The organism is Amycolatopsis sp. PSD-21 (assembly GCF_055561455.1).
Genome location: NZ_CM145712.1, coordinates 8,850,020 through 8,874,114, shown reverse-complemented (window position 1 = coordinate 8,874,114; position 24,095 = coordinate 8,850,020). Strand labels below are relative to the sequence as shown.

General features: G+C 69.6%; 22 protein-coding genes and 1 tRNA gene. 19 read left to right on the top strand and 4 right to left on the bottom strand.

Going from position 1 to position 24,095, the window contains the following annotated elements:
• The first annotated feature begins 41 nt into the window (after positions 1-41).
• Both ACZ1DY_RS41765 and ACZ1DY_RS41760 read left to right on the top strand, forming a co-directional pair.
• On the top strand, positions 42-2,096 hold the full coding sequence (locus ACZ1DY_RS41765) for a bifunctional MFS transporter/dTMP kinase (RefSeq protein WP_465482995.1): 2,055 nt from the start codon (positions 42-44) through the stop codon (positions 2,094-2,096).
• Positions 2,093-3,301, top strand: coding sequence for a DNA polymerase III subunit delta' (locus ACZ1DY_RS41760; RefSeq protein ID WP_126730112.1), 1,209 nt, complete (start codon positions 2,093-2,095; stop codon positions 3,299-3,301). Before ACZ1DY_RS41765 ends, ACZ1DY_RS41760 begins: the two co-directional genes overlap by 4 nt.
• A 374-nt stretch (positions 3,302-3,675) precedes the next feature.
• Here ACZ1DY_RS41760 and ACZ1DY_RS41755 read toward each other — a convergent pair whose 3' ends face one another.
• Positions 3,676-5,364, bottom strand: a complete 1,689-nt coding sequence (locus tag ACZ1DY_RS41755) for a hypothetical protein (RefSeq protein WP_465482994.1) — start codon at positions 5,362-5,364, stop codon at positions 3,676-3,678.
• A 140-nt stretch (positions 5,365-5,504) separates the two neighbouring features.
• On the opposite strand from ACZ1DY_RS41755, the gene ACZ1DY_RS41750 reads away from it, so the two are divergent.
• Positions 5,505-5,578: transfer RNA gene (locus ACZ1DY_RS41750), tRNA-Thr, on the top strand.
• Between the two features lie 95 nt (positions 5,579-5,673).
• Here ACZ1DY_RS41750 and ACZ1DY_RS41745 read toward each other — a convergent pair.
• Positions 5,674-6,300 (bottom strand): TetR/AcrR family transcriptional regulator, encoded by a 627-nt coding sequence (locus ACZ1DY_RS41745; protein WP_465482993.1) that lies wholly within the window; start codon positions 6,298-6,300, stop codon positions 5,674-5,676.
• 44 nt (positions 6,301-6,344) lie between these two features.
• On the opposite strand from ACZ1DY_RS41745, the gene ACZ1DY_RS41740 reads away from it, so the two are divergent.
• The 6 genes from ACZ1DY_RS41740 (at position 6,345) to ACZ1DY_RS41715 (ending at position 12,583) form a co-directional block, all read left to right on the top strand.
• Positions 6,345-7,271: an alpha/beta hydrolase gene (locus tag ACZ1DY_RS41740; protein WP_465482992.1), complete on the top strand. Its 927-nt coding sequence runs from the start codon at positions 6,345-6,347 to the stop codon at positions 7,269-7,271.
• Positions 7,268-8,083, top strand: coding sequence for an SDR family NAD(P)-dependent oxidoreductase (locus ACZ1DY_RS41735; RefSeq protein ID WP_126730117.1), 816 nt, complete (start codon positions 7,268-7,270; stop codon positions 8,081-8,083). The genes ACZ1DY_RS41740 and ACZ1DY_RS41735 overlap by 4 nt, the downstream gene beginning before the upstream one ends.
• Positions 8,083-9,012 carry a ferritin-like domain-containing protein gene (locus tag ACZ1DY_RS41730; protein ID WP_126730118.1) on the top strand — a complete coding sequence of 310 codons (930 nt, stop codon included), beginning with the start codon at positions 8,083-8,085 and terminating at the stop codon, positions 9,010-9,012. Before ACZ1DY_RS41735 ends, ACZ1DY_RS41730 begins: the two co-directional genes overlap by 1 nt.
• On the top strand, positions 9,009-9,494 hold the full coding sequence (locus ACZ1DY_RS41725; RefSeq protein ID WP_126730120.1) for an NAD(P)/FAD-dependent oxidoreductase: 486 nt from the start codon (positions 9,009-9,011) through the stop codon (positions 9,492-9,494). Before ACZ1DY_RS41730 ends, ACZ1DY_RS41725 begins: the two co-directional genes overlap by 4 nt.
• The gene (locus ACZ1DY_RS41720; RefSeq protein WP_465482991.1) at positions 9,491-10,978 is read left to right on the top strand and encodes a flavin-containing monooxygenase; all 1,488 of its coding nucleotides are present in this window, start codon (positions 9,491-9,493) and stop codon (positions 10,976-10,978) included. Before ACZ1DY_RS41725 ends, ACZ1DY_RS41720 begins: the two co-directional genes overlap by 4 nt.
• Before the next feature lie 72 nt (positions 10,979-11,050).
• The gene (locus tag ACZ1DY_RS41715; protein WP_126730123.1) at positions 11,051-12,583 is read left to right on the top strand and encodes a PstS family phosphate ABC transporter substrate-binding protein; all 1,533 of its coding nucleotides are present in this window, start codon (positions 11,051-11,053) and stop codon (positions 12,581-12,583) included.
• A gap of 263 nt (positions 12,584-12,846) precedes the next feature.
• On the opposite strand, the gene ACZ1DY_RS41710 is transcribed toward ACZ1DY_RS41715, so the two are convergent.
• On the bottom strand, positions 12,847-13,311 hold the full coding sequence (locus tag ACZ1DY_RS41710; RefSeq protein WP_034310019.1) for a GreA/GreB family elongation factor: 465 nt from the start codon (positions 13,309-13,311) through the stop codon (positions 12,847-12,849).
• A gap of 123 nt (positions 13,312-13,434) precedes the next feature.
• Between ACZ1DY_RS41710 and ACZ1DY_RS41705 the strand changes: the two genes are divergently transcribed.
• From ACZ1DY_RS41705 to ACZ1DY_RS41680, 6 genes are all read left to right on the top strand, one after another.
• Positions 13,435-14,022: a TetR/AcrR family transcriptional regulator gene (locus tag ACZ1DY_RS41705; protein ID WP_034310021.1), complete on the top strand. Its 588-nt coding sequence runs from the start codon at positions 13,435-13,437 to the stop codon at positions 14,020-14,022.
• A 115-nt stretch (positions 14,023-14,137) separates the two neighbouring features.
• A complete protein-coding gene (locus tag ACZ1DY_RS41700; protein WP_126730642.1) occupies positions 14,138-15,364 on the top strand; it encodes a M14 family metallopeptidase in 1,227 nt (408 codons plus the stop codon).
• A gap of 85 nt (positions 15,365-15,449) precedes the next feature.
• Entirely contained in the window at positions 15,450-15,971 is a 522-nt protein-coding gene (locus ACZ1DY_RS41695) for a gamma carbonic anhydrase family protein (RefSeq protein WP_126730126.1), read from the top strand.
• 33 nt (positions 15,972-16,004) lie between these two features.
• Positions 16,005-16,436, top strand: coding sequence for an uL11 family ribosomal protein (locus tag ACZ1DY_RS41690; RefSeq protein ID WP_192743968.1), 432 nt, complete (start codon positions 16,005-16,007; stop codon positions 16,434-16,436).
• On the top strand, positions 16,433-16,852 hold the full coding sequence (locus ACZ1DY_RS41685) for a CGNR zinc finger domain-containing protein (protein ID WP_465482990.1): 420 nt from the start codon (positions 16,433-16,435) through the stop codon (positions 16,850-16,852). The genes ACZ1DY_RS41690 and ACZ1DY_RS41685 overlap by 4 nt, the downstream gene beginning before the upstream one ends.
• Before the next feature lie 111 nt (positions 16,853-16,963).
• Entirely contained in the window at positions 16,964-18,232 is a 1,269-nt protein-coding gene (locus ACZ1DY_RS41680; protein ID WP_126730131.1) for a serine hydroxymethyltransferase, read from the top strand.
• A gap of 156 nt (positions 18,233-18,388) precedes the next feature.
• Here the strand turns inward: ACZ1DY_RS41680 and ACZ1DY_RS41675 are convergent, their stop codons facing one another.
• The gene (locus ACZ1DY_RS41675) at positions 18,389-18,907 is read right to left on the bottom strand and encodes an inorganic diphosphatase (RefSeq protein WP_034310036.1); all 519 of its coding nucleotides are present in this window, start codon (positions 18,905-18,907) and stop codon (positions 18,389-18,391) included.
• Positions 18,908-19,074: 167 nt separating this feature from the next.
• Here ACZ1DY_RS41675 and dacB point away from each other — a divergent pair, with 167 nt between their 5' ends.
• From dacB to hpt, 4 genes are all read left to right on the top strand, one after another.
• Positions 19,075-21,072: a D-alanyl-D-alanine carboxypeptidase/D-alanyl-D-alanine endopeptidase gene (dacB, locus tag ACZ1DY_RS41670; protein ID WP_257483192.1), complete on the top strand. Its 1,998-nt coding sequence runs from the start codon at positions 19,075-19,077 to the stop codon at positions 21,070-21,072.
• Between the two features lie 198 nt (positions 21,073-21,270).
• Complete coding sequence (locus ACZ1DY_RS41665) at positions 21,271-22,299, top strand: zinc-dependent metalloprotease (RefSeq protein WP_257489818.1); 1,029 nt, start codon at positions 21,271-21,273, stop codon at positions 22,297-22,299.
• On the top strand, positions 22,296-23,303 hold the full coding sequence (gene tilS / locus ACZ1DY_RS41660) for a tRNA lysidine(34) synthetase TilS (RefSeq protein ID WP_465482989.1): 1,008 nt from the start codon (positions 22,296-22,298) through the stop codon (positions 23,301-23,303). The genes ACZ1DY_RS41665 and tilS overlap by 4 nt, the downstream gene beginning before the upstream one ends.
• 116 nt (positions 23,304-23,419) lie before the next feature.
• Complete coding sequence (gene hpt / locus ACZ1DY_RS41655; protein WP_093933323.1) at positions 23,420-23,983, top strand: hypoxanthine phosphoribosyltransferase; 564 nt, start codon at positions 23,420-23,422, stop codon at positions 23,981-23,983.
• Positions 23,984-24,095: the final 112 nt, after the last annotated feature.

The window sequence follows — 24,095 nt, the reverse complement described above, 5'->3', positions numbered from 1 at the left end:
CGGCGCCGCGTGACTAGTGGGGTGGGCGTATCAGCGAGGGCGTGCGGTCGGTGCCCGAAGCGGGCACGGGTGATTCGGCGGGGCGTGACGCTTCCACCATGCACCGGGTGCGGCGGGTGCTGGCGATCAAGCCGTTCCGCCGGATCTGGGGTGTCTCCTACCTGTGCAGCGTCGCGGACTGGCTGAACCTCCTGACGCTGACCGGTCTGGTCACCAAGCTGACCGACAACTACGCCGCGCAGAACTTCGCGTTCGTCGGGGTCGTGCTGACCTCGCTGCTGCCGGGGCTGCTGTTCGCCCCGCTCGGCGGGCTGCTCGCCGACCGGTTCGACCGGCGCAAGGTGATGGTGCTCTGCGACCTCGGCCGGTGCGGGTTCCTGCTGTCGATCGCGTTCGTCGGCACGCCGTGGTGGGTGTTCGTCGGAAACTTCCTGGTCGGCTGCTGCTCGATGATGTGGATCCCGTCGAAGGACGCGGCGGTGCCGAACCTGCTGCGCCGTCCGGACCAGGTCGAGACGGCCAACCAGCTCGGCATGGTGATGACCTACGGCCTCGCGGTGATCACCGCGGCCGGGGCGAACGCCGTGCTCACCGGTAGCAACACGACGTTCCACTTCTTCCAGGGCGACGCCCAGCTCGGTATCGCCAAGGTCGCCGTCGTCATCACCGGCCTGCTGTACCTGACCAGCGCGATCGTGATCGCGACCCGGATCCCCGAGCTGTCGCTGCGCAACGTCCACGCGGTCGAGAAGCCCAAGGTCAAGGCCGCCGACGAGGAGAAGTTCGGCTTCCGGCAGATGATCGCCGACGGCGCCCGCTTCGTGCGGACGACGCCGCTGGTCCGCGGGCTGATGATCGGCGCGTTCGGTGCCTTCGCCGCCGGTGGCGCGGTGATCGGTTCGGCCAAGCCGTACTCGTCCAGCCTGCTCGCCGGTGACGCGGCGTTCAACCTGCTCGTCCTCGCCGTCTTCCTCGGGCTCGCCACCGGGATGGCCGTGGCCCCGAAGCTCGCGCGGCGGCTCGCGCACGACCGGCTGTTCGGGATCTCGATCGTCGCCGCGGGCCTGTGCCTCGTCGTCGTCGCGCTGTCGCCGCATCTCGCCGTTTCGCTGGTCGCGGTCGCCGCGGTCGGGGTCTGGGCCGGAACGGCGTTCCTGACCGGTGTCACGATCATCGGTTCGCGGATCGAGGACTCCATCCGCGGCCGGATCAACGCGATCTACCAGTCGCTGATGAAGATCGTGCTGTTCGGCTCGACGGTGCTCGTGCCCGTGCTGATCAGCCTGGTGCAGCCGACCGCGATCTCCGTGTGGGGGAGCACGATCACGATCGACGGGACGCGGCCGGTCATGATCGGTGGCGGCATCCTCGCGCTGCTCGCCGGCATCTTCGCGTACCGGCAGATGGACGACCGGCGCGCCGAGCCGATCCTCGCCGACCTCCGCAACGCCTTGCGCCGCAGTCCGCGTCGCGTGAACGGGCTGCTGATCGCGCTGGAGGGGACGCGGGCGATCAACACCGAGACGCAGGCCGCGCGGCTGGCCGAATGGCTGCGCGCCGGTACGCGTCCGGTCGTGCTGGCCGCGGATCCGGCGCTGGACGATCAGCGGCTCGCGAAGCTCGTCTCCGGTGCTTCGCTGTCCGGTGCGCGGGCGCAGGCGCTGGCCGCCGCCGCGGTGCGGGCGGACATCGTCGAACGGGACATCCAGCCGGCGCTCGACGCCGGGTCCGTCGTGGTGATGGAACGGTTCGTGGACTCGCCGCTGGCGCATCTGTCCGCGGTCGCCGGGCTGGACAGCCAGGAACTGGAAGGGCTCGCCGACTGGGCGACCGGCCGGTTGCGGCCCGACATCACCATCCTGCTCGACGCCGATCCCGGCACGGTGATGCGGAAGTCCGCGTCGCTGGACGCGCAGTGGCGGGTGCAGCATCTGCTCACGGAGATGGCCGCCGCCGACCCGGACCGGTATGTCGTGGTCGACGCGGAAGGCACCGAGGACGAGGTGAGCGACCGGGTGCGGACCGCGATCCGCGCGGTGCTCGTCGGCAGGCTCGCCGGGCTCGCGCCGGCGGAGGAAAAGGTCGAGGTGAAATGACGGAAGCCCCTGCGCTGATCGGTGTCTGGAAGCAGCTCGTCGGCCAGGAGCCCGCCGCGCGCACGCTTTCCACGGCGTCGGCCGCGGCCGCGCGGATCGTCGAGAACCAGCCCGTCGCGCCCGGCGCGATGACTCACGCCTGGCTGGTCACCGGCCCGCCGGGTTCGGGGCGGTCGACGGCCGCGCGGGTCTTCGCGGCGGCATTGCAGTGCAGCACCGGCACCGGCTGCGGCGAATGCCCCGGCTGCCGGACCGTGCTGGCCGGGACGCACGCGGACGTCAAACTCGTCGTGCCGGAAGGCCTTTCGATCTCCGTCGCGGAAATGCGTTCGCTGGTGCAGGCCGCCGCCCGCCGCCCGACCACCGGGAAGTGGCAGGTGGTGATCATCGAGGACTCCGACAGGCTGACCGAAGGCGCGTCGAACGCGTTGCTGAAGGCCGTCGAGGAGCCGCCGGACCGGACGGTGTTCCTGCTGTGCGCGCCGTCGGATCACCCGGACGACGTGTCGGTGACGATCCGCTCGCGGTGTCGTCTGGTCACGTTGCGGACGCCGCCGCCGGAGGCGATCGCGCAGGTGCTGATGGAGCGCGACGGCATCGATCCCGAACGCGCGCGGTGGGCCGCGTCCGTCTCGAGTGGACATGTCGGCCGCGCGCGGCGGCTCGCCACCGACGAGGCGGCCCGGCAGCGGCGGGCGACCGTGCTGCGGATCCCGCTCGGGCTGCGGCGTCCGTCCGATGTGTTCACCTGCGCCGATCAGCTGATCAGCGCAGCGGAGGCCGACGCGGGCGAGGAGAGCAAGGTCCGCGACGAGGCCGAGCGTTCCGAACTCCGCACCGCGATGGGCGGCGACGGCATCGGGAAGGGCGTCGCCGGGGCGAAACGAGCCGCCGAGGCCGCCGTGAAGCAGCTCGAGAAGCGCCAGAAGTCCCGCGCGACCCGAACCCAGCGGGACACCCTCGACCTCGCGCTGGTGGACCTCGCCGCGTTCTACCGGGATGTGCTCGTGACCGCGAGCGGCGCGGGCGCGACGCTGAACCACCCCGACCACGCTTCGGAGATCGCGCAGGCCGCCTCCGCCTGGGCGCCGGACTCGATCCTGCGGCGGCTCGAAGCGGTCCTGGAATGCCGCGAGGCCATCGACCTGAACGTGAAGCCGAGGATCGCCGTCGAAGCCATGGTCACCACCCTGCGCCAAGGCTGATCGGCGCTTCGCTCACCACCCCAGCCCCCCGCCCGTCCCAGGGGGGCGACCCCGAGTCCAGTCTACCGGGGGTGGAGGGGGAAAAGGGCTGGTCGCGGGAGTTGTCCACAGGTGGGGATGGTTGTGGACAACTGCTGTGGGTAAGTGAAGGTGGTTCGGGTTCGGTGGGGAACACCGCGGGCCCGAAGGCGCGGGGGCGCCGGGCGACCGTGTGGATTTCAGGTCGTCCAACGCACTGAAATCCACACAGTCACCGCAAAGCGAAAGGGGCCCTCGCCGCAAGGCGAAGGCCCCTGAAGACGATCAAGGTACGAACGGTCCTTCCACGCCGGTGCATAGCGTGAAAGGACCGTTCATCACCCTCCTCGCCCCGTCTAGTCCTCCGAGTCCAAGGAGCGCGGACGCGGCGAAGGTTTGAACCCAGGCGAGTTCTTCGCGATCGGGACAACCGCGAGCCGTCGCCGTCCCGGCATGGCTGCCACGAGCACCACGCCGATCAGCAGCATCGCCGTACCCGTCCAGAACATCGGCACCGTGTCGTAGGCCGCGTTGGTGTAGGCCAGGTTCTTGACCGGCCCCTTCGGCGCCGCACCACCGTTGTTGCCGGCGGGAGGTGCCTGAGCCGTGCCGCATTCGACACCGCCTGCCGGAGCGTGCGCCCGGGCGATCTGCTCGCCGAGCGAGATCTGCGCCAGTGACGACGGCAGGTTCTTCGCGGCCTCCGGCGGCAGCGCCTTCTGGAGCGCGGTCGTCGGGAGGATCTGCAGGTCCAGCAGCCGTGCCGAGGCACCCAGCTGGAAGCCCTTGAACGGCGTCGTCGTGTCGCTCGACTTCTGGTTCAACCCGGCGATCGACAGCTTCAGCACCCCGAGGTCGAGCGTGAGCCCGTTGCCGGCCTCGCCGCCCGGAAGGTGCTTGGTGGCACCGTCCATCATCTCGGCGAGCCCGCCGACGACCGGCACGTTCTTCAGCTGCTCGAAGCCGGGGGTCTGCTTGAGCGACGGCAGCGGGATCCCGATCGGGATGTCCTTGGTCGGGTTGTTCGCGTCGAGGGTGAACAGCACCTTGTCGCCGCGGACGATCTGCAGCACCGGCGCGGTGTACTCGACCTTCGACGTCTTCTTGTCACCGGTCGAGGTGACCCGCAGCGTCGGCTGGCTGGCGACCTTGATCGTCAGGCCGAGCGGCGTGCCCTTCAGCAGCTCGATGTTGGCCGCCTGCAGCGTCGACGTCGACTCGACCGCCTTGTTCTTCGAGCCGGGGATGTCGACCAGCCGCACGACCGAACGCGACGACAGCGTGTTCGGCAGGCTCAGCACGGCGCCCTTGCCGTCGGCGTTGGTGCTGGTACCCGAAAGCAGCCCGCCGAGGTTCGCCAGCGGGCCGAGCGCGGACAGGCCCGCCTTGAGCTGGTCCGAAGCCTGGGTCAGCTGCTCGGCGCCCGGGATGTTCGGGATGGTCGGCAGCAGCGCGAGGTTCGCGATCGACGTGCTCGAGTCGGCGATCGTGCCGACGCACGGCCCGAGCGTCGGGCTCCAGCGCGCGTGCGCCTCACCGTTCAGCAGACCGAGGTTGAACAGCGGGTTCGTCGGCGCGTTGAGGCCGCCGCTGATCGGCTTCGGGTTGTCCGGCAGCGCCGTCTGCACGAGGCTGCCCGGCGTCTGCGGCGCGTTGCCCGCGGCGGACAGGCCGAACGGCGACGACTGCGCGATCGCCTTCTCGTAGCTCAGGTAGGCCTCGGAGTTGGCCTGCGCGCTGGAAAGACCCATCCCGGCCTCGAGCGCGGACTGCTTCGGCAGCAGCTTGTCCGCCCCGGGCAGGATCGCGCTCGTCGGCACCGCGTTCGGCAGCAGCCGCAGCACGCCCAGCGCCGCTCCCGCGTCACCGACCGCCTTCCCGAGCGGCTGGGGGCCGATCGGCGCCGACATCGGCGGCTGTCCCGGATTGGCCGGATCGGGGATCGGCGTGGTCGGGATGTCCTGGGCGATCGCCGGGGCCGCGGTCAGCAGGAGCAGGGCCGCGGCGGCCGGAAGCGCCAGCACACGGGGCAGTCGTTGCCGCATGAACAGGTCCTCCAGTGGGGATGGGCCGATCTTGGGGGACTGAGACCGGCGTCATAGGACCTTAACGACGGTGGCCCTCGAAGGTGACGTTCAAGCCTCCGCTACACTTGTCCCCGTCATCGGGTGCGAGCCCGATGTCCGCCGCCTTAGCTCAGTCGGCCAGAGCGATTCACTCGTAATGAATAGGTCAGGGGTTCGATTCCCCTAGGCGGCTCCGCAGGTCAGGGCCTCATTCGGAACACTCCGGATGAGGCCCTGACTCGTTTCCGGGCCGGCGAAGAGCTCACGCCGGAAGTTCACCCGTTGGTGTCACCCCTTGAGGAACATCCGGGACAGCGAAGTGCCCACTCCGGTGAGGTGGCCGACCAGTGTGTCCGCGTCCGCGTCGAGCAGCCCGGAGCGCCACGCGAGCATGATCTCCACGAAGCCGCCGATGCCCAGCAGGACGTTGACCCGGAACTCCAGCCCGTCCACGTCCGGCTTCAGATGCGGCCGCGCGAGTTCGATCAGCAGGCCGGTGGTCTCCTGGACGGTCTGCCGCCGCAGTTGCTCCAGCACCGCGCTGCCCGAGTGGTCGCCGAACAAGATCTGCGCGCGGGCGGGCTCCTCTTGCACGTGGTGCACGACGACGTCGACGGCGGCACGGAGCTGCTCCAGGGCCGGTCGATCGATGTGGGCGGCGACGGCGTCGAGGACCATCCTCAGGGTCTCGTCGCGGACCTGTTCCCAAGCGGTGGCGAGCAGCGCGTCGCGGTTCGCGAAGCTCTCGTAGAAGTACCGGTCGGTCAGGTTCGCCCGCGCGCAGACGCCCCGCATGGTGACCGCCGCCCAGCCTTGTTCCTGCCAGATGTCGAGTGCGGCGCCGAGGAGGGCGAGCCGTCGTTCGGCGCGGCGTTCGTCGGCGGTCTTGCCGCTGTAGCGGCGGGACGCGGTCACCTCCCCATCTTGACAGCAGGTGCCCTCAGATTCATTCTGAGGGCATGCGACCGCAGAATGTCCTGCGCACCGGTTTGGCCGCCGCGCTGACGTCCGCTTTCGTGCGGCCGATCGCCAACGCGATCCCGGCCAACCGCGCGGGTGTGGCGTTCTCCCGCGCTTTCATCGCGAGCAGTCTGTGGCTGGCCTCGCCGCCGTTGAAGGGGAGCCGCGTCGAGCCGGGCATCCGCGGCGAGTGGGTCCGCGCGCCCGAGGTGACCGAGGGCAACGCCGTGGTCCTCTACATCCACGGCAGCGGTTACGCGCTCTGCTCGGCGCGCACGCATCGCGGGCTGACCACGCGGGTCTCCGCCGGCACCGGGCTGCCGGTCTTCGCCTGCGAATACCGTCTCGCGCCGCGGCACCGCTTCCCGAGCGCCGCCGACGACGTCCGCGCGGCCTACGACCGGCTTCTCGGCCAGGGTTACCGCCGGATCCTCGTCGCGGGTGATTCCGCGGGCGGGCATCTCGCGGTCGACCTCGCCGCGCAGCTGATCCGCGAGCACCGAGAACCGCCCGCGGCGTTGGCGCTCTTCTCGCCGCTGTTCGACGTGACCTTCGGGCTGGCCGCCGAAAGAGAACGCATGAGCCCGGACCCGATGATCTCCGCAGCCGCGGCCGCGCGGCTGGTCGGTCTGTACACAGTGGACGCGGACCTCGCGTCGGCTCGGCTGCGGTTCGCCTTCGACGACATCAAGGGTTTCCCGCCGACGATCATCCAGGCGGGCGGGCTGGAAATGCTCGCTGCGGACGCCATCGAACTCGCCAGGGCATTGCGCCGCGCGGGGGCCGACTGCGAACTCGAAGTGGTCCCCGGTCAGATGCACGTCTTCCAGGCATTGACCCGCTTCATCCCCGAAGCGGCACCGGCGATGGAGCGGGCCTGCCGCTTCCTCACCGGCAACCTTCCGGCGATCGTGAGGGCGGCATGACCAAACGGACCCATGGGGCACATGCCGTCGTCACCGGCGCAGGCAGCGGGATCGGCAGAGCGATCGCGGCCGAGCTCGTCCGGCGCGGCAGCCGCGTCGTCTGCGCGGACATCGACCTCGAAGCGGCCGAAGAGACCGCGAAGACGCTCAAGGACGCGGTCGCCATCGCCTGCGACGTGTCCGATGTGGACGAAGTCGCCGACCTGGCGAACCAGGCGCGGTCCTGGCTCGGCCGCGAGCCGGACCTCGTCGTCAACAACGCCGGGATCGGTGCCGGCGGCAAGCTCGTCGGGGAGAGCCCGCTGTCCGATTGGCAACGCACGCTCGGCGTGAACCTGTGGGGCGTGATTCACGGCTGCCACACCTTCGTCCCGGCCATGCGAGCGGCGAAGGCGGGCGGCGTCATCAACGTCGCTTCGGCGGCCGGCTTCACCGCCGCGCCGAGGATGGCCGCGTACAACGTGAGCAAGGCGGGCGTCGTCAGCCTTTCCGAAACGCTGGCCGCCGAACTGTCCGGCACCGGCGTCGCGGTCACCGTCCTTTGCCCGACCTTCGTGCGCACCAACATCTTCGGCGGTGAACTCATCGAAGACGGGGCACGCGGGCTCGCCCAGCGGGTCTCCGACGTGGTCGGGTTCTCGCCGGAGCGCGTCGCGCGGATGACACTCGACGCCCACGATCGCGGCCGCCTGTACGTGGTGCCGCAGCCCGACGCCCAGCTTCTGTGGCACGCCAAGCGTTTCGTGCCCGTCCCGTACACGCGGATCGCCGGTCTGCTCGGCCGGTTCCTGCCCGCCGAAAAGGAGAAGTGATGGCCTACGACTTCGCGGCGATGCTCCAGACGATCAAGGACAAGCAGTGGTCGCTGGCCGACATCGACTGGGACGCGCCCGGCGCCGAGACGATGACCGACGAGCTCCGCGCCAAGATGCGGCCGTTCATGGCCGATCTCGTGTGGATCGAGCACGTCGGCGCCCGCGGGTTCGCGTCGCTGGCCAAGAAGGCGCCGACGCCGGTGATCCAGGAGATCTACCGCTACTTCCACGCGGAGGAACAGAAACACGCCAACGCGGAACTGGCGTTGATGAAACGCTGGGGCATGCTCGACGAGCACGGTTCGATGCCCGAGCCGAACATCAACGTCAAGCTCGCCATCAAGGTCCTCGACGACTACGGCGACACACTGCCGCTGACGGCGCTGGCCACGCTCATCCCGCTGCTGGAATGCGCGCTGGACGGCGCACTGGTGAAGTTCCTGCTGGAAGAGGTCTCCGATCCGGTGTGCCATCAGGTGTTCCGGCACATCAACTCAGACGAGGCCCGGCACATCACGGCCGATTTCGAGGTGCTGGAGCTGATCGGCGCCGGTTCCACGACCAAGCTGCTCACCGAATCCGTCGGCTCGCTCAAACCCCAGATCGTCCTCGGCCTGATCGTGGTGTTCGTCCCGCTGATCAACAAGATGCGGGACAACATCGTCGCGATGGGCCTGCCGGAGAAGAAGCTGTACAACGCCGTGAAACGGTTCTCCACCATCGGCGGGCGCGGCGAATTCACGAAACGGATCCCGGCGTACCACGTGCTCAAGGCGCAGGCGGCGATGATCGTCGACCGCTCGCACGTCTACCACCGGCTGCTCGCCGACCCGATGGTGAAGATGACCCGGCTGATCCCCGCGCGGCTGCTGGGAAAGCCGCAGTCGTGGACCGAGGAGATCACCCACGAACCGGTCGCGTCATGAGCCTCGGCGAATTCCGGGGTGAGGTGCTGCGCGGCACCGAGTGGTTCGGGCACGACTTCTCCGGCCAGCGGGTGGCCGTGGTCGCGCCCGGCCGCGAGGCGGCGCAGATCGTGCCCGAGGTCGCGGCCACCGCGCGTGCGGTGAAGGTGTTCCAGGAAGAACCCGACTGGGTGGTGCCGATGCCGGTCCCCGGGCCGAAGGTACTCGGCATCACCGTCGCCCGGGTTTTCCTGCGCTGGCAGGTGAAAGACCCGTGGATCCGCAGGCTCCTGACGCCGGACAGGCGCTTCGGCTCGCGGCGGACGGCGCCGGGTCTCGGCTACTACGGCGCGCTGCGGCGGCCCGGCTGCAAGCTCATCACCTGGCCGATCTACGCCTTCGCGCCCGACGGCATCCGCACCGCCGAAGGTATCGAGCATCAGGCGGACGTCGTCGTGCTCGGCGCCAGTTCGCTGTTCGCCAAGGAAGGACTTCCCGCATGAAGCCGGACCACGAGATCGCGATCATCGGCGGAGGGTTCTCCGGTATCGGCGCCGCGATCCTGCTCCACAAGGCGGGTTTCGAGGACTTCCTGATGCTGGAGGAGGGCGACGGCGTCGGCGGCGCCTGGCACTGGAACACCTATCCCGGTGTCGCCGTCGACATCCCGTCGTTCAGCTACCAGTTCTCGTTCGAGCAGATCTCCGGCTGGTCGCGCGTCTACGCGCCCGGCCGCGAGCTGAAGGCGTACGCCGACTACTGCGTCGACAAGTACGACATCCGCCGCCGTACGCGCCTCGGCAGCAAGGTCGTCTCCGCGACCTTCGACGACGAGACGCACTTGTGGCGCCTCGAAACCGCCGAGGGCTGGTCGATGACGGCGCGGTTCGTCGTCGGCGCCACCGGCGTGCTCACCCAGCCGAAGCCGCCGGACATCGCCGGGCTCGACGCCTTTCGGGGCACGGTCATGCACACCGCGCGCTGGGACCACTCCGTCGACCTGCGGGGCAAACGCGTCGCCGTCGTCGGCACCGGGGCCTCGGCCGTGCAGGTGATCCCGTCCATCGCGCCGGAGGCGGGTCACCTGACGGTGTTCCAGCGCACGCCTATCTGGTGCCTGCCCAAACCCGACGCCGTCCTGCCGCGGCCGGCCCGGCTCGCGCTGCGGCGCCTGCCGGGCGCGAAACTGGTGTCCCGGCTGGCCAGCCAGGCACTCGTCGAGGTGACCTTCCCGCTGGCCGCGCATTTCCACAACCTCCTGCCGACCGCGGGCGCGGGGGAGCGGATCGGGCGCGCGCATCTGCGCCGGGCGGTGAAGGACCCCGTGACCCGGGAGAAGCTCACGCCGCGTTATGCCTTGGGGTGCAAGCGGCCGAGCTTCTCCAACGAGTACCTGCAGACGTTCAACCGGGACGACGTCACGCTGGAGACCACGGGCATCGACACGATCACCGAATCCGGCGTGCGCACCACCGACGGCACCGAGCATCCGGTCGACGTCCTGGTGCTGGCCACCGGGTTCAAGGTGTTCGAGAAGGGCAACATGCCGGCCTTCACAGTGCGCGGCGCGGGCGGCGCCGATCTGGAGAAGTTCTGGGCGGAGAACCGGTTCCAGGCCTATCAGGGCGTCAGCGTCCCCGGTTTCCCGAACTTCTTCACCATTCTCGGACCGTACGGCTACAACGGTTCCTCGTACTTCAACCTGATCGAGACGCAGACCGCGCACATCGTCCGGTGTCTGCGCAACGCCCGGAAGACCGGCGCGACCCGCGTCGAGGTCACGAACGAGGCCAACGACCGGTACTTCCGGAGCATGCTGGAGCGCCGCAAGCACCAGGTGTTCTTCCAGGACAGCTGCTCGCTGGCCAACAGCTACTACTTCGACGCGAACGGGGACGTGCCCTTCCGTGCCTCGCCCACCCTGGAAACCATGGTGACGAGCCGGTTCTTCGACCTCGACGACTACGCCTTCGCGGACGGCCGGTGAACACTGGCTGAAGTCCGCCGTCCGCCCCCGGGATGAGCCATAGGTTCGATACCCCGAACCTGGAGGCTGGTCTTGGAAGGCTTTCCCTGGGACGTCCTGCTCGCGGTGGCCGGGATCGGCGTCCCGGCCGTCGCGTTCCTGTGGGAGTTCGTGCTCGTCGGCCGCAAACGGCTCGGCTACCGCGTGCAGATGGACACCCCGACGGCGTCCGGGCGCGGGTTCGCGCCGACCGCCGACGCGCTGGCGCAACTGCAGCACGAGAACGGGGAGCGGCTCGTCGACCCGTCGTTCGTGCTGCTGCGCATCGAGAACAACGGCACCACCGACATCGACACCGACGACTACGCGGTCAACGCGGACGACCCCGTCGGCATCCGCGTGAAGTTCCCCGGCCGCACCGTGGCCGGGATGGTGGTGACCGAGCTCAGCTCGCCGCATCTGCACGAATGTTTCGGTGACGACTCCGGTTTCGGGGCGCGCGACGAGAATCCCGCGCGGCCGTCCGGCGTGATCGACCTGCCGAGGGTGCCGCTGAACCGCGGCGCGCACTACAAGATCCTCGCCGTGCTCGACCGGGTCCCCAACGGCTCGCCCGACGCCTTCGACGAACCTCAGGTGATCGGCGAGATCAAGGGCGGCAGCCTCCGCGAGACCAAGAGCCGCACCGGGCCGACGGGTTCGGTGATGGCGCTGATCCTCTTCCTCGTCGTGGTCAGCATCTTCCAGCTGACCCGGTCGCTGTTCTTCGACGAGAAGCCGCCGCCGCTGGACTGCGCGTCCGGGAAGCTCACGATCACCGGATCGACGGCCTTCGCGCCGGTGCTGAGGGAAGCGACGGCTTCGTACACGAAGACGTGTCCGGGCGCGTCGTTCGTCTTCGACAGCAGGGGGAGCGCCGAAGGGCTCGGGAGCCTGAACCAGGCCGCGAACGACGGCATGCTGGCGTTCTCCGACGGTGCCAAGGGTGAGGGCTACCCGCAGCTGCTTCCGCGCCCGGTCGCGTTCTCGCTGTTCACGCTCGTGATCAACAAGGAGGCGGGCGTCCAGGATCTTTCACTCGCGCAGATCCGCGACGTCTACGACGGCAAGATCGCGAACTGGCGGGAGATCGGCGGCAAGGACCAGCCGGTCCGGCTCGTCGACCGGCATTCCGACTCCGGCACGCGGCGGACGTTCGAGGCCCAGATCCTGGCGGGCAAGCGGGAACCCGGCGACAACTCCGACGACTGCCTCAAACCGGCGCCGGGCGCCCAGCCGGGAGTGGCGCGGTGCGCGAAGCCGTCCACGAACGACGTCCTCGACGCGGTGTCGCGGGTGCCGGGCGCCCTCGGCTACAGCGAACTGGGCGCGGCCACGAAACGCGAGGACGTGCTGCCGGTGCGGATCGACGGCCACCAGGCGACGCTGGAGGGCGCGATCCACGCGGCGTACCCGTTCTGGGAGACGGAGTACGCGTACACGTTCGGCGAGCCGAAGGCCGACTCGCTCGTCGCGAGCTTCCTGCGGTACCTGACGAATCAGGTCGGCAAGGACATCGTGCGGTCGCATGGGCACCGGCCGTGCGCGGAGCTGGCGAATCCGGTGCTGTGCCGTCCGGGTGCGTGACGGGCCCCCGCACCCGGGCGCTTGCGCTGAGGTGTCGCGAAAGCCACTTTCGGGACATCAGGCGTCGCGAAAGTGGCTTTCGCGACATGCGTCCAGAAGGCCTGGGCAGGCCGCTGACGTTGCGAAAGCCACTTTCGCAACCTTCAACGTTGCGAAAGTGGCTTTCGCAACGCGCCCTCTTCGACCTTCCCCTCGACATCGCGCGTGAAGGCCCCCTTCCCTCGGCTGAGCCGAGGGAAGGGGGCCTTCACGCGCGAACGAGGTCAGGCAGGCGGCTTCAGCGTGACGACGGTGGCGCTGGTCTCGCCACGCGGCGTCCGGTACGTGATCTCGTCGCCCTCCTTCGCGCCGACGAGCGCGAGCCCCAGCGGGCTGTCCGAGGTCACCGTGGAGGCGTCCGCGTCCTCCCCGGGGATCGTGACGATGTGGAGCTCGTCTTCGTCGCCGTCGGCGAACCTGAGGGTGACGGTGGTGCCGTCGGGGAGCAGGCCCTTGCTGTTCCGGCCGCCGTGTTCGAGCTTCGCCGCGACGTCGGCGATGCGCCGGTCGAGGTAGGCGGCGGCCTCCGCGCGGTCCAGCACCTCCGCCTGGTCGGCCGCGTCGCCGGTTCGTTCCTGCTCACCGACGAGCGGCGCCATCGCGTCGCGCTGCGCACGCAGATCGGCGAGTTCCTTCTCCAGCTGCCGCCGCGCGGCCGGGCTGAACCCGTTGTCCCCTGAGGTCACCATGTCGCGCATTGTCCGCTACGGATCGACGGCTAGCCACCTAGATTTTTCACCCGCTGTGATCGGCCAGGACGGTTGCCCTAAGCTTCAGGGCTCCCGTCCTGACTACTTGGTGTAAGGAACTTCGTGACCGCCGTTCCCGGCCGCAGCGCGCGGCTCTCCCCCAATCAGCTGCAGAAACAGGAGCAGATCGTCGAAGCGGCGCGTGTCGTGCTCGCCAGGGACGGGCTCGCGGGTTGCACCGTGCGCGCGATCGCGGACGCCGGACCGCTCACGAAGAGTGCGATTCATTACTACTTCGCGGATATCGACGTCCTGATCGACCGCGCGATGGCGGCGCACATCACAACGTTCATCGCCGATTTGCGCAAAATTTCGGCGAAACACGATCACCCGTCCGAGCGGCTCTTCGCCGCGCTCGAAGCCTTCCTCGGCGAGTTCTCCGGGCGCCCGAACGCGGCCTTCCTCTGGTTCGAGTACTGGATCGCCGCGGGCCGCGCGCAGCATCCTCAGGCCATCGACGTGATGCTGACGTCGATCACCGAACTGCTCGCGGAACTGCTCGCCCCGCTCGACGTCGAAGACCCGCGGGCCAGGGCGCGGGCGCTGCTGTCCTACCTGCTCGGCGCGATCGTCCAGCAGCGCGTCCGGCGGCGGCCGTTCGCCGCACTGCGTGGTGACATCGAAGCGCTCTGTTTCGCGAACTACGGCTAGAAATACGCATTAGATCCGTACCGTTACGGATTGTTCGCCCTTCCCGCTCCGGCCATGGTGAGGTTCCCCTTCCCTGCCTGAGAGCTAGGAGACGACGATGCGCATAAGACGGTGCATGGCCGTGGCGATCGCGGCCGTCGCGGCGTTCACCATCCCGGTCGCCGCGAGCCCGGCGACCGCGGACCAGCAGGCCGAGGACGCGCAGGTCCAGATCTACGAGGTCTTCGGGACCGGGACTTCGCAGCAGCGCACCCAGATCTCCCGGCTCGGGGTCGACGTCCTCGGCTCGGCGGGCGGCACGACCACGGTCATCGGCGAGGCGCGCGACGCGGCGAAGATCCGTTCGCTCGGCTACCGCGTCGAGCAGCGTGGCGTCGTCGACCGGTCGGAGAAGGTCGGCACGAACGCGATCAACGACTTCCCGCCGTCGGACTCCGGCTACCACAACTACGCCGAGGTCACGACCGAACTGCGCAACGCCCAGTCGAACTTCGGCTCGATCGCGCGGCTGAGCAGCGTCGGCAACTCGTACCAGGGCCGCGCGCTGAACCTGCTCAAGATCAGCGACAACGTCGCGACGGACGAGAACGAGCCCGAAGTCCTCTTCACCTGCAACCAGCACGCCCGCGAGCACCTCACCACCGAGATGTGCCTGCGGATCGTGAACCGGTTCACCCAGGGCTACGCCTCCGACCCGGCGATCAAACGCTTCGTCGACAGCGTCGAGATCTACGTGATCCCGAACGTCAACCCGGACGGCTCGGAGTACGACATCTCCGGCGGCAGCTACAAGTACTGGCGCAAGAACCGGCAGGGCAACGGCACCGACCCCAACCGCAACTGGGCCTACAACTGGGGCTGCTGCGGCGGTTCGTCGGGCTCGACGACCAGCGAGACCTACCGCGGCCCCTCGGCGTTCTCCGCGCCCGAGACCCGCGCGGTGTCGAACTTCGTCAACTCGCGCAAGATCGGCGGCGTCCAGCAGATCAAGGCGAGCATCGACTTCCACACCTACTCGGAGCTCGTGCTGTGGCCGTTCGGCTTCACCTACAACGACACCGCCCCCGGAATGACCGCCGCGGAAGCGCAGCGGTTCCAGACGGTGGGCCGTCAGCTGGCGGCGACCAACGGCTACACGCCGCAGCAGTCGAGCGACCTGTACATCACGGACGGGACGATCGACGACTGGATGTGGGGCACCCACAAGATCCTGAGCTTCACCTTCGAGATGTACCCGCGGGGCTCGAACCCCGGTTTCTACCCGCCCGACGAGGTGATCGTCCGGGAGACCACCCGTAACGACAAGGCCGTGGACCTCCTGCTGAACACCGCCATCGGCTGACCTCTGTAGCGCGTGAAGGCCCCCTTCCCTCGGCTCAGCCGCGTGAAGGGGGCCTTCACGCGCTAGGACGCATAGGGTGCGGGGCATGCCGATGTTCGAATTCGAGGGGCACCGTCCCCAGGTGGATCCCGAAGCGTGGATCGCCCCCACCGCCACCCTGATCGGCGACGTCGTCGTCGAAAAGGGCGCCTCCGTCTGGTACGGCGCCGTACTGCGCGCCGACTTCGGGAAGATCCTCATCCGCGAAGGCGCCAACATCCAGGACAACTCGGTCATCCACGTCAACGGCGGCGTGACCGAGGTCGGCAAGAACGTCACCGTCGGGCACCAGTGCCTCGTGCACGACTGCACGATCGGCGAGCAGGCGCTGATCGGGAACGGCTCGACCGTGCTCGACAAGGCGCAGATCGGTGCGAAGGCCCTGGTCGCGGCCGGCGCCACGGTGACGCCCGGGATGGTCATCCCGCCGGAGACGGTCGCCATGGGCAGCCCGGCGAAGAAGCACGTCCCGCTCGACGGCACCGCCCGCGGCTGGGTCGAGCACAACGCGGCGATCTACCAGGAGCTGGCGCGCCGTCACGCGGAAAGCGTCAAGCCGATCGATTGACTCTCCAGTAACTGGAGACCATAGCTTCGGCGCATGGCACCGAAGTCGAAGAAGAAAACGCACCAGGCGACGCTCGAGTTGACCGCCGGCAACGCGCCGGTGGTCGACCTCGGGAAGACGCTCGGGCAGACCGGCGTGAACCTCGTCGAGGTCAAGAAGGCCTACGACGCGGCGACCGCCGCCCAGCGCGGCGACATCGTCCCGGTGGTCGTGTCGGTGTTCGAGGACCGCTCCTTCGAACTTCGGCTGAAGACCCCTCCGACGTCGTTCCTCATCAAGAAGGCCTTGGGCGGCAAGGGATCCAGCCGTCCGGGACACGAGGTCGCCGGGAAGCTGAGCCAGGAACAGCTGCGCGGCATCGCGGAGCGGAAACTGCCGGACCTCAACACCGGAGACCTCGGCGCGGCCATGCGCACGGTCGCGGGCACGGCCCGCTCGATGGGTGTCGCGATCGAAGAACCGTGACGCGCAAGCATGTGATCGTCCCGCCGTTCCGCGACCTCGACCCGGCGCTTGAGGTCGCGGAAAGGCTGCTGGCGCAAGGGAATCCGCGGCTAGTCGAAGTCTTTTCGGCACTGCCGGACGAACACGCCGCCGCCAGCCGGCTCAACCGGATCCTCGCCGGGACCGGCGCCTCGCCCCGGCTCGTCGAAGTCGCGAACGGCTGGCGTCTCGTGCAGGTGGCGTCGTGGCCGGGCTGCGGTGACCTGGTCGCGGGCGCCTCCGGGCTGGCGGAACTGGTCGCGTTCGGCGGCTGGCGGCGGCTCAAACGGTGCGTCGTCTGCGCGCGGGCGTTCTGTGATCGCACGGCCGGATGCAGCCGCCGGTGGTGCGCCGCGCATCGCCCGCACGCCGAGGCCCGCTCCAGCGGAGTGCTCTAGTCTGGTCCGCACCAGCGACTGGCGCCATTTGAGGTGGAGCACCACCGGGAAGCGACGACGAGGCCGGTACCGCGCGCCTGGGTCCGGCCGTCTCTGGCAGGAGTACGTCCGATGACACACCAGCCCGAACTTTCCGCGCTCGCCGCCGCCGACCCGCAGATCGCGGGGCTCGTGGAGGACGAGGCGAAACGCCAGCACGACAAGATCCGCCTGATCGCGTCCGAGAACTACGTCTCACAGGCCGTACTGGAGGCGACGGGCACCGTCCTCACCAACAAGTACTCCGAGGGCTACGCCGGCAAGCGGTACTACGAGGGCCAGCAGCTCATCGACCAGGTCGAGAACCTCGCCATCGAGCGTGCGAAGGCCGTGTTCGGCGTCGACCACGCGAACGTCCAGCCGTACTCCGGCTCCCCGGCGAACCTGGCGGTGTACCTCGCGTTCGCCCAGCCGGGCGACACCGTGCTCGGCATGGCGCTGCCGGACGGCGGCCACCTCACGCACGGCTGGAGCGTGTCCGCGACCGGCAAGTGGTTCACCCCGGTCCGCTACGGCGTCCGCAAGGAGACCGGCCGCGTCGACCTCGACCAGGTCCGCGAACTCGCGCTGAAGCACCGGCCGAAGCTGATCTTCGCGGGTGGCACCGCGATCCCGCGCACCATCGACTTCCCGGCGTTCGCGGAGATCGCCCGCGAGGTCGACGCCGTCCTGGTCGCCGACATCGCGCATATCGCCGGGCTCGTCGCCGGTGGCGCGCACCCGTCGCCGGCCGGGCACGCGCAGGTCATCACCACGACCACGCACAAGACGCTGCGCGGTCCGCGTGGCGCGATGATCCTTTCCGACGCCGACCACGCGAAGGCCGTCGACAAGGCGGTGTTCCCGGGGCTGCAGGGCGGCCCGCACAATCACACGACCGCCGCGATCGCCGTCGCGCTGGGCGAGGCGCAGAAGCCGGAGTTCTCCGAGTACGCGCACACGATCGTCGCGAACGCGCGGGCGCTGGCGGAGGCGCTGGTGGAGCGCGGTTACGACCTCGTGTCCGGCGGCACCGACAACCACCTGCTGCTGATCGACCTGACGAACAAGAACGTGCCCGGCAAGCCCGCCGCACAGGCGCTGGACCGCGCCGGTATCGAGCTCAACTACAACACCGTGCCGTTCGATCCGCGCAAGCCGTTCGACCCGTCCGGAATCCGGCTCGGCACCTCCGCGATCACCACGCGCGGGCTCAAGCCGGAGCACCAGACACAGGTCGCGGAGTGGATCGACCGCACGATCACCGCGGCGGCCGGCGAGGAACAGTCCGCTTTGGACACCATCGCCGCCGAGATCCGCGAGTTCCTGGCGCCGTTCCCGATCCCGGGCTACTCGGCCTAGGCAGGTGCGTCCGGTGGGTCGTGAGTGGCGATTCGGGTTCTAACCCGAATCGCCACTCACGACCACCTCGACCCACGCGGCACCGGCACTCCCCAGACGCGAAGGGGCCCTTCACCGCATCCCGTGCGGTGAAGGGCCCCTTCGGCGCTTGAACGACTAGTGAGCCGCCGGACCGTCGATGGCCTCCTTGGCCAGCCGGTCGGTCTCGCGGTCGAGCGAACGCTTGATCTCGGCCTCGGCCTCGGAGCGCCCGACCCAGCTCGAACCCTCGACGCTCTTGCCCGGCTCCAGGTCCTTGTACACCTCGAAGAAGTGCTGGATCTCGAGCTTGTGGAACTCGTTCAGGTGGTGGATGTCGCGCAGGTGCTCCAGCCGCGGGTCGTTCGTCGGCACCGCGAGGACCTTGTCGTCCGGGCCCTTCTCGTCGGTCATCCGGAACATGCCGATCGCGCGGCAGCGGATCAGGCAGCCCGGGAACGTCGGCTCCTGGACGAGCACCAGCACGTCGAGCGGGTCGCCGTCCTGGCCGAGGGTGTCGTCGATGAACCCGTAGTCGGCGGGGTATTGCGTGGCGGTGAACAGCGTCCGGTCGAGTTTGATCCGACCGGTCTTGTGGTCCACCTCGTACTTGTTGCGCTCCCCCTTGGGGATTTCGATAGTGACGTCGAATTCCACGCCGGCCTCGCTGCTCTCGTCTTTGGTACGCCCCGCCGTCGCGGACGGCTCACCGAGTTCATGGTCTTGTCTTCACTAGTGTGGACCACGGGGTCCCGGGTGGTCGCATCGATGTGGTCGTATGTGAGCTTGGCCCCTTCCCCGGACGGTGGATGAAGGAGCGTTGAGTGCCGGAAAACGATGCCCCGAGGTGGCCGTCGGACGACAAGGACACCTCATCCGCCGAGCCCAAGGCCGCCAAGGGGGAGGGCGAGGCCACGATGTGGCTGCCCATGTCGGGGATGGCGAACGGCAAGACCGAAGAGCTGTCAGTGCCGAAGGTCACACCCGAAAGTGGCTCCTGGTTCGAGCCGGTCGTCGAGGTCGAGGAGGAACCGGACGTCCCGGAGACCCCGACCCCGAAGTGGTCCGCGTTCGAACCGGTGACGCCGGTCGAGCCGAAGGAACCCGAAGCGCCGAAGACGGTCTTCGTGCAGCCCGTCCAGCCGCAGCCGACCGACAAACCGGACTGGGACCAGTTCGATCGGGTCGCCGAGCCCCCTGAACCCGAGCCGAAACCCGAGCCCCCGCGCCGCCCCGAGCCGACGCGGGTCGAGCCGCCGGCGCCCGCGCCGGTCCCGTCCGCGAGCATGCACGCCCGCCCGGTCCGCATCGAGCCCGCCGAAGAGCGCTTCGACGCCGAAGCGACCGTCGGGATCCAGCGGCCCGAGCCGCCGTCCCAGGAACCCCCGGCCGCCGAGACCGAGGCCGCGCCCGCGCCGAAGCCGAAACGCAAGCGCAAGGCCCTGCTGATCACGACCCTGGTCGTCGTCCTGCTGCTCGCCGGGATGGGCGGCGCCGCCGCGATGCCGAAGGTGTCGAACCGCCTCGGCCTGCCCTGGGCGCCGAACGCGCCGAAGGGCGAGATCCCCAAACCCGCCGGGGTCACCCGCGTCCTGCACGGGCCGGACATCAACGGCGCAGGGCCGACGAAGGAAGGTCTCGCGGCCGCGCTGGCGGGCCCCGCCGGTTCCCCGGACCTCGGCACGCTCACCGGCACCGTCGTGGACGCGGCGTCCGGTGAAGTCCTGTGGGACAAGAACTCCGGCACCCCGCTGACCCCGGCGTCGACCACGAAGATCCTCGTCGTCGCGGCCGCTCTGCTGTCGATGGACCACGGGACGCAGTTCTCGACGAAGATCGTCCAGGGCGCGGAGCCGGGCACGGTCGTCCTCGTCGCGGGCGGCGACCCGTCGCTGACCTCGCTGCCGCTGGGCACGGACTCGCCGCTGTACCCGGGCGCGGCCCACGTCGACGACCTCGTCGCCCAGGTGAAGAAGGCCGGAGGCGGCAAGATCTCCAAGGTCCAGCTGGACATCAGCCTCTTCAAGGGGCCGACGTCCGCGAAGGGCTGGGACCCGGAGGACACCGCCGCCGGGAACACGTACATGGCGCCGGTCCTCCCCGTGATGGCCGACGGCGGCCGCACCGACCCGAAGAACGACCACTCGCCCCGCGTCGCGAACCCGGCGGCCGCGCTGACCCAGAAGATCGCGGGCAAGCTCGAAGCCCAAGCCGGCGGTACGACGACGGCGCCGAAGGACGCGAAGGTGCTGGGCGAGGTCAAGTCCCAGCCGCTCGCGGAGTTCGCCAACTCGCTGATGCAGCTTTCGGACAACCTGATGGCCGACGTCCTCGCCCGCCAGCTCGCGCTCGCGAAGGGCGCCGAGGCGTCGTTCACCGGCGGCGCGACCGCGACGATGAACGTGCTCAAGGAGGCCGGGTTCGACCTCACCGGTGTCCAGATCAACGACGGCAGCGGGCTGTCCGACCAGAACAAGATCCCGGCCAAGGTGCTCAGCGAGATCCTCGCGGTCGCGGCGGCGCCGGACGGCAAGGATCCGAGGACGCCCAAACTGCGGCCCCTGCTGGCCGGTCTTCCCGTCGCGGGCGGCAGCGGGACGCTGGAGAAGCGCTACGGCGATCCGGCGTCGGCCGCTGGCCGCGGCTGGGTTCGCGGCAAGACCGGGACGCTGTCCGGCGTGAACACCCTGGCCGGCGTTGTGCTGGACACCGACGGCCGGATGCTGGTGTTCGCGCTGATGTCGTCCGGTTCGGACCAGAACAAGGGCAGGGCCGCGCTCGACGTCGTCGCGGCGACGCTGCACAAGTGCGGCTGCCGATGATTTCGGTGAACCCGGCGATCGCGTCGCCAGGGCGGGTTCACGTCGTAGTCGGTCGGTCTTCGTTCGTTCGCACCTGCTCCGCCGTCCGGCTCCGGTGAGCGACCGGAATCGGAGCGTGAGGAAGTCGGGACGGAATCCGGTCTTCCAGCGGGTAGCGTCATAAGAGTGACTGAGGAAACGCCGACCAAGACACGTTCGATGGTCGACTGGTCCCTGGCCGCCTCGACGGGCGCCCTGCTGGTGCGCGGCGGTCCGGCGGTCGACCGCGAAGAGGCCGAAGAAGCCGTCGCAGATCTCCGTGACCTGACCGGCGAAGCGGAGGGGCACGTCCGCGAGCTGACCGGGCTCGGCCTCGATCTGCCGCTGCTGCCCGCCGATGTCGTCGACAGACCCGGCTGGGTCCGTTCGGCCGCCGCGGGGCTCGACGCGCTCACCGGCCGCGCGCTGCCGGAAGCCCAGGGCGGCCCGCTGGCGCCCGTGCTGGCCGGCGGCGCGGGTGTCCAGACCGGACTGGTGCTCGCCTTCCTGGCGTCCCGCGTGCTCGGCCAGTACGACCCGTTCGGCGGGCCGGACCGCGCCGGCCGTCTGGTGCTCGTCGCGCCGAACGTGGTCGCCGCCCAGCGTGCGATGGACGTGCCGGGCCACGACTTCCGGCTGTGGGTCTGCCTGCACGAATGCACCCACCGGCTGCAGTTCACCGCGGTCACCTGGCTGCGCGACTACTTCGCCGACGAGGTCGAGCGCCTGATCGGCGGGCTCGCCGGCCGGGACGCGGACGGGCTGAGCGATCTGGTCGGCCGCCTGCCGGACACCATCAAGCAGATCGGCAAGGGCAAGGCGGGCGGCGCCGGCCTCGCCGAACTCCTGCAGTCGCCGGGCGAGCGAGCGGTGTTCGACCGGCTGCTGGCGCTGTCCACCCTGCTGGAGGGGCACGCCGACTTCGTGATGGACGCCGTCGGGCCGCAGGTCGTGCCGAGTGTCGAGCTGATCCGTTCGCGGTTCACCGCCCGGCGCAAGGGCGGCGGCCTGATCGACCGCGTGCTGCGCAGCCTCCTCGGCGTGGACGCGAAGCTGCGCCAGTACGAACAGGGCGCGAAGTTCACCAAGCACGTCGTCGACGCCGTCGGCATGGACGGCTTCAACGCGGTCTGGACGTCGCCGAACACGCTGCCGACCAGGGCCGAGATCAGCGATCCGGCGGCCTGGGTGCGGCGACTGCACGGGTGAGCGGGCCGGATCCGGCGATCGCGGCCGTGCGGACGGCCGTGCGGGACTTCCTGGCCTCGTCAGGGGCCGCCGACGAGCTCTGTGTCGCGGTCTCCGGCGGCGCGGACTCCTTGGCGCTGGCCGAAGCGGCGGCGTTCGTGGGGTCGCGTGCCGGGCTGAAGGTGCGGGCGCTCGTCGTCGACCACGGCCTCCAGGAGGGTTCCGCCGAAACCGCCGCCCGAGCCGCGAACACTGCGCGGGAACTGGGCGCCGACACGGCCGAAGTCCTGAAGGTGCGCGTCGAGGGCGCGGGCGGACCGGAAGCGGCGGCCCGCCGGGCCCGTTACGGCGCCTTGCGTTCGGCGCTGCCCGATGGACGCGGCGTCGTCCTGCTCGGCCACACCCTCGACGACCAGGCCGAAACCGTCCTGCTCGGCCTCGGCCGGGGTTCCGGGCCGCGTTCGCTGGCCGGGATGCGCCCGCACGACCCGCCCTGGGGACGGCCGCTGCTCGGCGTCACCCGCGCCACCACGCGGCAGGCGTGCCGGGCGCTCGGCGTCGACCCGTGGCAGGACCCGCACAACGAAGACCCGCGCTTCACCCGTGTCCGGTTACGGACCGAAGTACTGCCCCTTCTGGAGGATGTGCTGTCCGGCGGTGTCGCGGCGTCGCTCGCCCGCACGGCGGCGCAACTGCGCGAGGACACCGAGGCGTTGGACACACTCGCGGACGAGGTCCACCTGCGCGCCTTCACCGGCGAAGGGCTCGACGTCGCGGTGCTCGCCACCGCACCGCCCGCGCTGCGGCGACGCGTCCTCCGCAGGTGGCTGCTGGACTCCGGCGTCCGCGAACTCACCGACGCCCACCTGCGCTCGGTCGACGCGCTGGTGGGGAACTGGCGGGGTCAGGGCGGGGTCTGGCTACCCGGCGACTTGGTGGCCGCGCGGGCGCATGGCAGGCTCACGGTGTCGCTGCCTGGTCGTCCACCTCCCGGAGGTGGATCGGGTGTCCCGCCACCGCGATAGCGGGGCCTCCGGCCGTGGCGGGTTCACGCGTATCGTGACCATCCATCGACACGACCCGGCTCCGCGAAAAGGCTCAGCCGAAGCACCCCAGTCCACCACCTAGAGGGGATCGTCCCGTGTACGAAGGCGAGATCGCCTCCGTGCTCGTCACCGAGCAGCAGATCAACGACAAGATCGCCGAACTGGCGGCCAAGGTCGCAGCGGACTATCCGGCCGACGGCCCCGGCTCCGGGCAGGGAGACCTCCTGCTCGTCGGCGTGCTCAAGGGCGCGGTGATGTTCATGACCGACTTCGCCAGGGCGCTCCCCCTTCCCTCCCAGCTCGAGTTCATGGCGGTCTCCTCCTACGGCTCGGCGACGTCGTCGTCCGGCGTGGTGCGGATCCTCAAGGACCTCGACCGCGACATCGCCGGCCGCGACGTGCTCATCGTCGAGGACATCGTCGACTCCGGGCTGACCCTGTCCTGGCTGCTGAAGAACCTCGCGAGCCGGAACCCCGCTTCGCTCGAGGTCGTCTCGCTCCTGCGCAAGCCGGAGGCGGTCAAGGTCGACGTACCGGTCAAGTACATCGGGTTCGACATTCCCAACGAATTCGTAGTCGGATACGGCCTGGACTACGCGGAGCGTTACCGGGACCTGCCCTACATCGGAACTCTGGATCCCCACGTCTACACGTCCTGAGAACCGCTTGCCCGGGTGTGCGGGAATACGGAACCCTGAGCACGGAGAACGCGTCATAGGCTGCGATCGAGTGCGTTAACCTATGCGAAGACCTTTGCCACGCAGCCGTCGT

Excerpts from the sequence above, each read along its gene's own strand:
- ACZ1DY_RS41760 (WP_126730112.1), top strand. The coding sequence starts at position 2,093 with ATGACGGAAGCCCCTGCGCTGATCGGTGTCTGGAAGCAGCTCGTCGGC.
- ACZ1DY_RS41755 (WP_465482994.1), bottom strand. The coding sequence starts at position 5,364 with ATGCGGCAACGACTGCCCCGTGTGCTGGCGCTTCCGGCCGCCGCGGCC.
- ACZ1DY_RS41740 (WP_465482992.1), top strand. The coding sequence starts at position 6,345 with ATGCGACCGCAGAATGTCCTGCGCACCGGTTTGGCCGCCGCGCTGACG.
- ACZ1DY_RS41735 (WP_126730117.1), top strand. The coding sequence starts at position 7,268 with ATGACCAAACGGACCCATGGGGCACATGCCGTCGTCACCGGCGCAGGC.
- ACZ1DY_RS41730 (WP_126730118.1), top strand. The coding sequence starts at position 8,083 with ATGGCCTACGACTTCGCGGCGATGCTCCAGACGATCAAGGACAAGCAG.
- ACZ1DY_RS41725 (WP_126730120.1), top strand. The coding sequence starts at position 9,009 with ATGAGCCTCGGCGAATTCCGGGGTGAGGTGCTGCGCGGCACCGAGTGG.
- ACZ1DY_RS41720 (WP_465482991.1), top strand. The coding sequence starts at position 9,491 with ATGAAGCCGGACCACGAGATCGCGATCATCGGCGGAGGGTTCTCCGGT.
- ACZ1DY_RS41710 (WP_034310019.1), bottom strand. The coding sequence starts at position 13,311 with ATGGTGACCTCAGGGGACAACGGGTTCAGCCCGGCCGCGCGGCGGCAG.
- ACZ1DY_RS41700 (WP_126730642.1), top strand. The coding sequence starts at position 14,138 with ATGGCCGTGGCGATCGCGGCCGTCGCGGCGTTCACCATCCCGGTCGCC.
- ACZ1DY_RS41695 (WP_126730126.1), top strand. The coding sequence starts at position 15,450 with ATGCCGATGTTCGAATTCGAGGGGCACCGTCCCCAGGTGGATCCCGAA.
- ACZ1DY_RS41690 (WP_192743968.1), top strand. The coding sequence starts at position 16,005 with ATGGCACCGAAGTCGAAGAAGAAAACGCACCAGGCGACGCTCGAGTTG.
- ACZ1DY_RS41680 (WP_126730131.1), top strand. The coding sequence starts at position 16,964 with ATGACACACCAGCCCGAACTTTCCGCGCTCGCCGCCGCCGACCCGCAG.
- ACZ1DY_RS41665 (WP_257489818.1), top strand. The coding sequence starts at position 21,271 with ATGGTCGACTGGTCCCTGGCCGCCTCGACGGGCGCCCTGCTGGTGCGC.